The organism is Pseudomonas sp. GZD-222 (assembly GCF_049310525.1).
Classification (GTDB): domain Bacteria; phylum Pseudomonadota; class Gammaproteobacteria; order Pseudomonadales; family Pseudomonadaceae; genus Aquipseudomonas.
Window position 1 is genome coordinate 1 of the sequence record NZ_JBMOWO010000110.1, and the last position, 9,605, is coordinate 9,605.

The 9,605-nt window shown below is 61.9% G+C and carries 9 protein-coding genes and 1 pseudogene; 8 read left to right on the forward strand and 2 right to left on the reverse strand.

The features are described from left to right. Positions 1-69: 69 nt before the first annotated feature. Positions 70-390: a DUF883 family protein gene (locus ACO6VD_RS20555; protein ID WP_422421699.1), complete on the reverse strand. Its 321-nt coding sequence runs from the start codon at positions 388-390 to the stop codon at positions 70-72. A gap of 131 nt (positions 391-521) precedes the next feature. On the opposite strand from ACO6VD_RS20555, the gene ACO6VD_RS20560 reads away from it, so the two are divergent. The 4 genes and pseudogenes from ACO6VD_RS20560 (at position 522) to ACO6VD_RS20575 (ending at position 4,860) form a co-directional block, all read left to right on the forward strand. After that, complete coding sequence (locus ACO6VD_RS20560; RefSeq protein ID WP_038612906.1) at positions 522-776, forward strand: hypothetical protein; 255 nt, start codon at positions 522-524, stop codon at positions 774-776. Positions 777-899: 123 nt separating this feature from the next. Then, positions 900-1,406: pseudogene (locus ACO6VD_RS20565) on the forward strand (RNA polymerase sigma factor); the annotation flags it as partial. Between the two features lie 4 nt (positions 1,407-1,410). Then, positions 1,411-2,289 (forward strand): FecR family protein, encoded by an 879-nt coding sequence (locus tag ACO6VD_RS20570; RefSeq protein WP_422421701.1) that lies wholly within the window; start codon positions 1,411-1,413, stop codon positions 2,287-2,289. A 126-nt stretch (positions 2,290-2,415) separates the two neighbouring features. Beyond that, positions 2,416-4,860 carry a TonB-dependent siderophore receptor gene (locus tag ACO6VD_RS20575; RefSeq protein WP_422421703.1) on the forward strand — a complete coding sequence of 815 codons (2,445 nt, stop codon included), beginning with the start codon at positions 2,416-2,418 and terminating at the stop codon, positions 4,858-4,860. Between the two features lies 1 nt (position 4,861). Here ACO6VD_RS20575 and ACO6VD_RS20580 read toward each other — a convergent pair whose 3' ends face one another. Beyond that, positions 4,862-5,752 (reverse strand): LysR family transcriptional regulator, encoded by an 891-nt coding sequence (locus ACO6VD_RS20580; RefSeq protein WP_422421705.1) that lies wholly within the window; start codon positions 5,750-5,752, stop codon positions 4,862-4,864. A gap of 100 nt (positions 5,753-5,852) precedes the next feature. Between ACO6VD_RS20580 and ACO6VD_RS20585 the strand changes: the two genes are divergently transcribed. The 4 genes from ACO6VD_RS20585 (at position 5,853) to ACO6VD_RS20600 (ending at position 9,527) form a co-directional block, all read left to right on the forward strand. Then, positions 5,853-6,932 carry an extracellular solute-binding protein gene (locus ACO6VD_RS20585; RefSeq protein ID WP_422421706.1) on the forward strand — a complete coding sequence of 360 codons (1,080 nt, stop codon included), beginning with the start codon at positions 5,853-5,855 and terminating at the stop codon, positions 6,930-6,932. 22 nt (positions 6,933-6,954) lie between these two features. Further along, positions 6,955-7,917: an agmatinase gene (gene speB / locus ACO6VD_RS20590; RefSeq protein ID WP_400170029.1), complete on the forward strand. Its 963-nt coding sequence runs from the start codon at positions 6,955-6,957 to the stop codon at positions 7,915-7,917. Between the two features lie 110 nt (positions 7,918-8,027). Next, entirely contained in the window at positions 8,028-8,348 is a 321-nt protein-coding gene (locus ACO6VD_RS20595) for a hypothetical protein (RefSeq protein ID WP_422421708.1), read from the forward strand. 30 nt (positions 8,349-8,378) lie between these two features. After that, a complete protein-coding gene (locus tag ACO6VD_RS20600) occupies positions 8,379-9,527 on the forward strand; it encodes a PQQ-dependent sugar dehydrogenase (RefSeq protein WP_422421710.1) in 1,149 nt (382 codons plus the stop codon). Positions 9,528-9,605: the final 78 nt, after the last annotated feature.

Genomic DNA, 9,605 nt, shown 5'->3' on the forward strand with positions numbered 1-9,605 from the left:
CGCTCCCGCCGGAAAATAGACTCTCGGTGGGAGCGGCGGTGCGACGACTCGACTTGCCCCGCGATGCCTTTAAGGGCGTCGCCCGAGCAACAATCCCACCACCAACCCGAATCCCGCCGAGATCGCTACGGTCTGCCAGGGATGGCCTCCAATGTAGTCGTGAGTGGCATCGACAACCGGCTGTGCCTTGCTGCGCACATTACCAACCGCTTCGCGGGCCTGCTTGAGCTTGAGCCCGATCTGGGCGCGCAAGGTTTCGGCGTCTTCACCAACCAGCGCGGCGCTGTCGCGCAGCAGTTTTTCCGACTCTTCGATCAACGACTGCAGTTCGCTGAACGCTTGGTCCTTGATTTGCTCGGCATCGGTTTGCACGGTGGTTTTCCTGGCCATGGACAGTTCCTCGTCAATTGATGGGCATTGAACAGTGGATACCAACGGGCGCGGAAAGTTGCAGCGGTTTGCCGGCCCTTCGCGGCTACAGTGTAAGATAGCGGCTATTTTCCAGCAGCAGGACACCCCTCATGAGTTTCAATCTGGCCAATAAGAGTTTCGCCGAACGGGCGCAGATCGAGGACGAGAAAGCGCGACTGTTCGAACTCTGGCAGACCAACCTGGGCAAGGCCAAGGGCGAAGCGGCCCGGCTGATTGCCGAAAAGCCCCGGCGCAAGGGTAAATGGGCGGAATGGGTACGTTCCGAGCTGGATGGCATGTCGCCGCCGGAATTTGCCAACATGGTCCGCAGTGAGGTCAACAAGCTGATGGCGGCAGCCAAGTAGCGCACTGCCAGGCACGGCCTTGGTGTGGGAAATGCACGGCGACGTTGTAAGCAGTAGATGTTTTGAACGATACTGTTTCTCATTAACGTCTACCCCCGTTCCCAAGGCCCATCGAATCCCTCCATGTTGACGTCTCCCGTGTCCGGGCTGCTTGCCAGTTTCCAGGAACATTACGATGACCTGCTGCAGTTTCTGACCCGGCGCATGAGCGACCGTCAGCGCGCGGCCGATGTGGCTCAGGAAACCTACCTCAAGCTGGTCAAGATCGAGCAGCAGGACCTGCCGGTGCTGCACGCTCGCAGTTTCATCTTCCGCGTGGCCGGCAACCTTGCCATCGATACTTTGCGCCGCGAACAGCGCATGGCCGGCAACCTGGACGATACCGAAGCGGCGAGCCAGGTGCCGTGCCCGGCGCCAGCACCGGAAGCCGCCTTGCTCGCCCGCGAGCGTCTTGAGCAACTGGACGAAGCCTTGCTGCAACTGTCGCCCAATGCGCGGCAGGCGTTGCTGCTCAACCGTGTCGAAGGTCTGACCCAGGCGCAGATTGCACAACAGCTGGGCGTTTCCGAGAGCATGGTGGCAAAATACATCGGCCAGGCGCTGCGCCATTGCCGTGACTGGCTCAAACACAACCATGATTGATGCCCAAGCCATGCCTGCACCGCAGCCGATCAGCGATTTGTCCGACGATGCCCTCGACTGGCAGGTGTTGCTGCACTCTGGCACCGCCAGCGAGGCAGACCGCGCGCGGTACCAGCGCTGGCGCCAGCTCAGTCCTGCCCATGCAGAAGCTGCGCAGGAAGCCGAATCCTTATGGGGCGATCTGGGCCAGACCCGCGCGGCTGCCGCCGTGACGGTTGCCCCAGCTCCTCGCCGTCGCTGGGGCTCGGCCCTGGCCGCGTCGCTGGTGTTGGCGCTGGTGGGCTATGGTGGCTGGCAGCAGGCCCCGGCCTTGCTTGCCGATTACCATACCGGCGTTGGTCAGCAGCAACGTATTACCCTGGCCGATGGCTCGCAGGTACTGCTCAACAGTGGCAGCGCCTTGTCAGTGGACTTCAGCAACGCTCAGCGGCGGGTGCTGCTCAAGGCGGGCGAAGCCCTGTTCGAGCCGGCAAGCGATCCACGCCCCTTCGTCGTCGAGGCCGGTGGCGACGCCGTGCAAGGTAGCGGGGCGGTGTTCAGTGTGCGTCGTGATGGCGACCACAACCGCGTGGTCATCGCCCAGGGTGAAGCGCAGGTTGGTCAGCGCACGTTGCAGGCTACCCCGGACGCCCGTTCGTTGACGGCCTGGCAGCGTGGCAAGCTGATCTTCAATGGCAAGCCGTTACGTGAAGTCCTGGCCGAGCTTGAGCGATATCAGCACGGACGCATTGTGTTGTCCGATCAACAGCTGGGGGCGATGCAGGTCAGTGGAGTATTTGACCTGGATGATCCTCAAGGGTTGTTGCGCACCCTTGAGCAACGTTATGCGCTCAAAGTTACCTATTTACCGTGGTTGGCTGTGGTGTACTGATCGACCGCGATAACGTCACAACTGAAATATTTTCAATTTCGTACTGCAAGTTCTTCCTCGCCCAATCGTCGTAGTGAGACTGATCAGCAATCCATTCTCATTTACAACATCGCCTGGAAGAATATTGTGAAGGGTACGCTCAAGCCTATCGCCCGCTCCACCGGTAGTTTCAAGCACGCACTGCTGGCTTCGACCGCCGTCGCCGCCTTGCTTGGCCCAGTCTGGGTACACGCCGCCGATACCGTGACTGCTGCGCCAGCCAGCACCCAGCAAGACCGTGAAGTGAGCCTGGCGCTGCCAGCCCAGGACCTTGACCAGGCGCTTACCGCGTTCGCCGACCAGGCCGGCCTGCACCTGTTGTACACCACCGCTGACGTTGCCGGTTTGCAAAGCCCGGCTCTCAATGGCCGCTACAGCATCGCCCAGGCCCTGCAGAGCCTGCTGGCCGGCAGCGGCATGAGCTGGCAGTTCAGCGAGTCGCGCACGGTGATCCTGCGTAAAACTCAGGCAGCCCCGGCAAGCGTCAGCCTCAAGCCGATCGAAGTCAGCGTGGCGTCGCGTACCAGTACCTCGATCAGTGAAATTCCCGGTACCGTCTGGGTGGTCGACCAGCAGCAGCTCAATGAGCAGATCAACAGCGGTGTCAGCCTCAAGGAGGCGATTGGCAAGCTGGTCCCCGGCCTCGATCTGGCGCCGGAAGGGCGTACCAACTATGGCCAGAACATGCGTGGGCGCAATGTGCTGGTGATGATCGACGGCGTCAGTCAGAACAGCTCACGCGGCCTGTCGCGGCAGTTCGACAGCATCTCGCCGTTCAACGTCCAGCGCGTCGAAGTGCTCTCCGGTGCCAGCGCCATCTACGGTGGTGGTGCCACCGGCGGTATCATCAACATCGTCACCAAAAAGGGCGAGGCTGGGCCTGCGCGTTTCGAAACCCAGGTGGGTGCGAGCAGCGGCTTCAACAATAGCGACGACCTTTCGACCCGCATCGCCCAATCGGTCAGCGGCGGTAACGAACAGATCAACGCGCGCCTGGGTGTTTCCGCCGAGCAGAACGAAGCGTTCTACGATGGCGCAGGCGATCAGATTTTCATCGACAACACCCAGACCGACTTGCAGTACAACCGTGCTATCGATGTGCTCGGCAGCCTGGGCCTGAAGTTCAACGACGAACAAAGCCTCGACCTGCTGGCCCAGTATTACGATTCGGGTAACCACGGCAGCACCGGGATCTACTTTCCCAACCTGAACCACAATGCCCCTTCGGACCTGGAAGACGCCGAGTTGCGCGGCGGCTACTCAACCGACCTTGAACCGCGCACCAAGCGTCTGCTGCTCAATGCCAACTACCATCACAGCGATGTACTCGGGCAGGACTTCTATCTGCAGGCGTCATACCGCAAGGAAGACGACAACTTCTATCCGTTCCCGTATTACAACCCTGGCAAGCCGGCCGGCGTCAAAGGCGTCTACTTTGCCGCCTCGCAGCAGAATTTCGAAGTCAGCAGCCTCAAGGCGCTGTTTGCCAAGCAATGGGACACGCTCAAGCTGACCTATGGTGTGGACCTGGATCGCGAACGCTTCAATGCCGAGCAGACCACCTTCGATGCCCTGACGTCGTCAGAAAGCGGCGGCCTGGACCTGGACAAGGCCAGTAAGGCACCGCGCTATCCCAGCTACCGGGTTGATGGCTTGTCGTACTACGCCCAGCTCGACTGGCATGCAACCGATAACCTGACCGTCTCCGGTGGCGCCCGGCGCCAGCAGATGGACGTCGATGTCGGCGATTTCAAGAACGTGCCCGGCGGTACCAACGACTATCAGGTCAACCTGTTCAACCTCGGCGCCATCTATGACTTCAAGAACGGTCACCAGGTCTGGACCAACTACGGCGAGGGTTTCGATTTACCCGACCCGGCCAAGTTCTACGGCAAGCCCGGCTTGAGTGTCGAGGACAACCCGCTGGCCGGGATCAAGAGCCGCCAGGTGGAAATGGGCTGGCGCTATGCCGACCTGGATTGGGACGCCCAGGCGGCGGTGTACTACATCTGGTCGGACAAGATCATCACCACCGACATGGCCACCTTGACCATCAACGTCGAAGAGCAGAAAAGCCGTGACTTCGGTTTCGAAGGGGCGCTGACCCGTCACTTCGAAAGCGGTTGGGAAGCCGGTAGCACCCTGCACCTGGTGCGCTCGGAAGAGGAAGACAAGGACGGCGACTGGATCAAGCGTGATGCCCGTTATGCCTCGCTTTCCAAGTCCACCGCATTCGTTGGCTGGAAGGGCGAGGGACGCAGCGCGCGGCTGCAGGCCAACCATGCCTTCACCCTCAAGGATGACGCCGACCACGAAATCAGCGGTTACACCACCTTCGACCTGCTGGGCAGCCAGGACACCGGTTTCGGCACCTTCAGCGCCGGTATCCAGAACCTGCTGGACAAGCAGTACAGTACGGTCTGGGGCCAGCGCGCGACCTTGTTCTACTCGCCGACCTACGGCCCGGAGTACTTGTATGACTACCAGGGCCGTGGTCGCACCTACACCCTGACCTGGTCGATGGCGTACTGAGTCAGGCGAAGGCCGTCAGCAGGTCGGCTTCGAAGGCCTGCTGGGCATCGCTGGGCACCTGGGCGCGGTGCCGGGCCAGGGCGAAAGGCACCTGAAAGTTCAGCGTCGGGTCCAGGGCGTGCAACAGTCCGCGCTCGACCCAGGGCGCGGCGAAGTGGCAGGGCAGGTAGCCGACATGGCGCCCGGACAGAATGAATGTCAGGGCACCTTCCACCTGCTCGGAGCGCGCCGATGCTCGACCGCCACTGAGCGGATCAGGGCTTTCCAGAAAGCGGTAGGGGTGCTCGACCTGGTCAGCCGCCAGCAGTTCTTCCAGGCTTACCTGTGCCTGGCTGGCCAATGGATGATGGCTGGCGCAGTACAGGCGCTGGGTCTCTTCGAACAGTGGTGTGTAGTCGAACGCCGACTGTTTGCCGGAGAAGTAACCGATGGCCAGGTCCAGGCGCTGCTGTAACAGCAGGCGCTCAAGGTCGGCCGGCATGGCGCTGACCAGTTCCAGGCGTACCGATTCGTCACGTTGGCGAAAACGCTCGATGGCCTGTGCCAGGCGCAGGGTCACACTGCTGTCCTGGGCTTCGGAAATGCCCACCCGTACCTCGCCAAGTAAACGCCCGGCTACGCCATTGGCCTGATGGCGGAAGGCTTCGATCTGGACAAGCAATTCCCGCGTTGCCTTGAGCAGCACCTCACCTTTTGCCGTCAGGCCAAAACCGCCTTTGCCACGGCTGCACAGACGATAACCCAGACGTGTCTCCAGGCGCGCCATTTGCTGGCTGATGCTTGGCTGGCTCAGCCCCAGCACACCTTGGGCGGCGCTGAAACCGCCAGATTCGACGACCGTGACGAACAGCCGCAGCAGGTGCAGATCAAGGTCGTGCAGTTGTCCGAGCATCAAACATTGCTCCCGGTGAATGTCAGGTTAAGTAACTTGCCATTTTAGCAATGTTACCCGGCGCGCATGCTGTCGGCATCCACTGATAAAGGTGCCCGACATGCGTACGTCCCTGTGGTTGCTCCCCCTGATCCTGGCCTTGCCGGTGCATGCCGAAGAGAAAATCCTCAATCTCTACAGCTGGGCCGACTACGTGGCCCCGGAGACTTTGCAGCGCTTCGAGAAGGAAACCGGCTACAAGGTGCGCTACGACACCTTCGACACCACTGAAGTGCTGGAAACCAAATTGCTCACCGGCGGCAGTGGTTACGACGTGGTCGTGCCGTCTTCCAGTCTGCTCGCCCGGGCCTTGGCGGCCGGCGCGCTGCAACCCCTGCAGGCGCAGTCGATGCCCGGTTACGGCAACCTCGACAAGGACCTGCTGGCGAAACTGGCCGACGTCGACCCCGGCAACCTGTACGCCGTGCCCTACACCTGGGGCACCCTGGGCCTGGGGATGAACCTTGAGGCGGTACGCCAGCGGGTCGGCGATGCGCCGCTGGACAGCCTCGACCTGCTGTTCAAGCCCGAGTACGCCAGCAAGCTCAAGGACTGCGGCATTGCCATGTCCGATTCGCCCCAGGAAGTAATCGGCGTGGCCCTGAACTATCTGGGCAAAGACCCTTACAGCCGCAACAAGGACGATCTGGCGGCTGCCCAGGCGCTGCTCAAACAGTTGCAGCCTTCCATCGCTTACGTCGCCAATGGCCGGCAAATCAGCGACCTGGCCAATGGCAGCATCTGCCTGGCGCTGACCTACAACGGTGATGCCGCCATGGCCGCCGATCAGGCCCGCCAGGCCGGCAAAGCGTACCAGGTGGTCTACCGGATTCCGCGCGAGGGCACCTTGATCTGGCAGGACAACCTGGTCGTGCCCAAGGACGCGCCGCACCCGGAGGCGGCCCGCGCCTTTATTGCCTTCATGTTGCGTCCTGATTCGGTCGCGCCGCTGACCAACACGCTGTTCTTTGCCAACGCCAACCAGGCCGCCACTGCACTGGTCGATGAAGCCGTGCGTAACGACCCGGATATCTACCCCTCGAACGAAGTGCGCGCCCGGTTGTTTGCCGACCGCAGCATGGCCCTGGCCGACATGCGCCAGCGCACCCGCCTGTGGACCACTTTCCGTAGCCGCCAATAACAATCCACAAAGGAGCCCGATGATGGATCTCGCCCCCGACAACGACCAGGCCATGACCCGCGACAGCCTGTATGGCACCGTCGCCGAAAATACCTTCGCCGGTATCACCAGTTTTTCCCGCCGCCGTTACACCCGCGATCTGCGCGGTGTCGACGTGGTGGTCAGCGGCGTGCCGTTCGACACCGCCACCAGCAACCGCCCCGGTGCCCGCTTCGGCCCGCGCGCCATCCGCAGCGCTTCGGTGCAGCAGGCCTGGGCCCGTCACTGGCCATGGGAGTTCGACCCGTTCGACCACCTGGCGGTGATCGACTATGGCGATTGCAACTTCGACTACGGCAGCCCACACACCATACCGGACAGCATCCAGGCCCATGCCGAGCAGATCCTCGAAGCGGGTTGCGCGATGCTCACCCTGGGTGGTGATCACTTCATCAGTTACCCGCTGCTCAAGGCCCATGCGCGTAAACACGGCCCGCTGTCGCTGATCCACTTCGACGCCCACAGTGATACCTGGCCGTGCGAGGAAGATGGCGGCCGCGTCGACCACGGTACGATGTTCTGGCATGCCGCGCGCGAAGGTCTGGTTGATCCGTCGCGCTCGGTGCAGATCGGTTTGCGCACCACCAATGACGATACCCAGGGGTTTGCCGTGCTGGATGCGCGCCAGGTGCACCAGCGCGGTTGCCAGGCGATCATCGAGGCGATTCGTGCGCGGGTAGGTGACCACCCGGTTTACCTGACCTTCGATATCGACTGTCTCGACCCAGCGTACGCGCCGGGCACCGGAACCCCGGTATGTGGCGGGCTGACCACGGTGCAGGCGCTGGAAATCATCGGTGGCCTGCGCGGTATCAATCTGGTGGGAATGGATCTGGTGGAAGTCGCGCCAGCCTATGATCATGCCGATATCACCGCCTTGGCGGGATCGACGTTGGCCATGGAGATGCTCTGTCTGTATGCCGCCCGCCACAAGGTCGACGGCTGATCTGGAAACAAAATGAATTACCTGTAGGGCAATTCGCAGTTTCCTGTCGAACCCGACGCGTCTTAGGCTATCCAATGCTTGGGCGCGTCGTTTCGCGCAGGAGGTGTACCGTGAACGCATCATTGTTGGGCCTGTCTCTGGGCCTGCTGCTAAGCACACCGCTACAGGCGGCGCCAACTGAAACGCCAGTGCAATTGGCGGGCTCGCCAAACAACCCCTACAACAGCCCGATCATGCGCGCCAACCCCAATAGCCGCCAGGGCAGTGTGCAGGCCACGCCGCCCGTGCGGGGTCCCTCGACCCAACCCAATCCACGCCCGCCGACCCTTGAAAACCGTGGTATCGGCAACGGCGAAAACATGCGCCGCGAGCAGACCACACCGAATCTGGAACCCACCCGGCCGCCTCGTGAATCGACCCGCACACCTTGATTGGCAGGTTCTCCCTGGAAGGAAACGTTAATGACCGCACGCACCTGGCTACCCACGCTGTTGACCGCTGCACTGTTACCGCTGCTGGCCCATGCCGCACCTGAACGCACCTTCAAGAGTGAGGAGGGCAGCGTCAGGGTCAGTACCCTGGCCGAGGGTCTGCAGAACCCTTGGGCGCTGGCGTTTCTACCCGACGGTAAAGGCATATTGGTGACCGAGCGTGCGGGCAATCTGCGCATCATCAGTGCCGAGGGCAAAGTCGGTGCGCCACTGGGGGGTGTCCCTGAAGTGTGGGCCAAAGGGCAGGGCGGGTTGCTCGATGTCGTCTTGTCGCCGACCTTCAAGCAGGATCGCATGGTTTACCTGAGCTATGCCGAGGGCGGTGGCGAGGAGGGTAAAGCCGGCACGGCTGTGGGTCGTGGACGCTTGTCTGCCGACAACGCCAAGATCGAAGACTTCAATGTGATTTTCCGCCAGCAGCCCAAGCTGTCGACAGCTAACCACTTTGGCTCACGCTTGGTCTTCGACCGTGACGGCTACCTGTTCATTGCCTTGGGCGAAAACAACCAGCGCCCCACTGCGCAGGACCTGGACAAGCTGCAGGGCAAGCTGGTGCGCATCCTTCCGGACGGCGCGGTGCCGAAGGACAACCCCTTTGTCGGGCAGGACAATGTCCGCCCCGAGATCTGGTCATTCGGCCACCGCAACCAGCAGGGCGCGGCACTCAATCCCTGGACCGGTGAGCTGTGGACCAACGAGCACGGCCCCCGCGGCGGTGACGAAATCAACATCCCCAAACCCGGCAAGAACTACGGCTGGCCGGTCGCGACCCACGGTATCAACTATACGTTGACGCCGATTCCGGAAGCCCGGGGCGAGCATGTCGATGGCATGGTCGACCCGCACCACGTCTGGGAAAAGTCGCCGGCCATCAGTGGCATGTCGTTTTACGACAACCCGCGTTTCAAACCCTGGGAGCACAGTGTGTTCATCGGCGCATTGGCGAGCCAGGAGTTGATTCGCCTGCAGCTGGACGGCGACAAGGTGGTGCACGAAGAGCGCCTGCTGGGGGAGCTTGATGCACGGATCCGTGATGTGCGGGTGGGGCCGGATGGTTATCTGTATGTGCTGACCGATGCCGAGGATGGCGCTTTGCTTAAAGTGGGGCTTGAGTTGTAGTGGCCTAATCGCGGGGCAAGCCCGCTCCCACCGCATGAGGTGATCGCTGTGGGAGCGAGCTTGCCCCGCAATGATTTT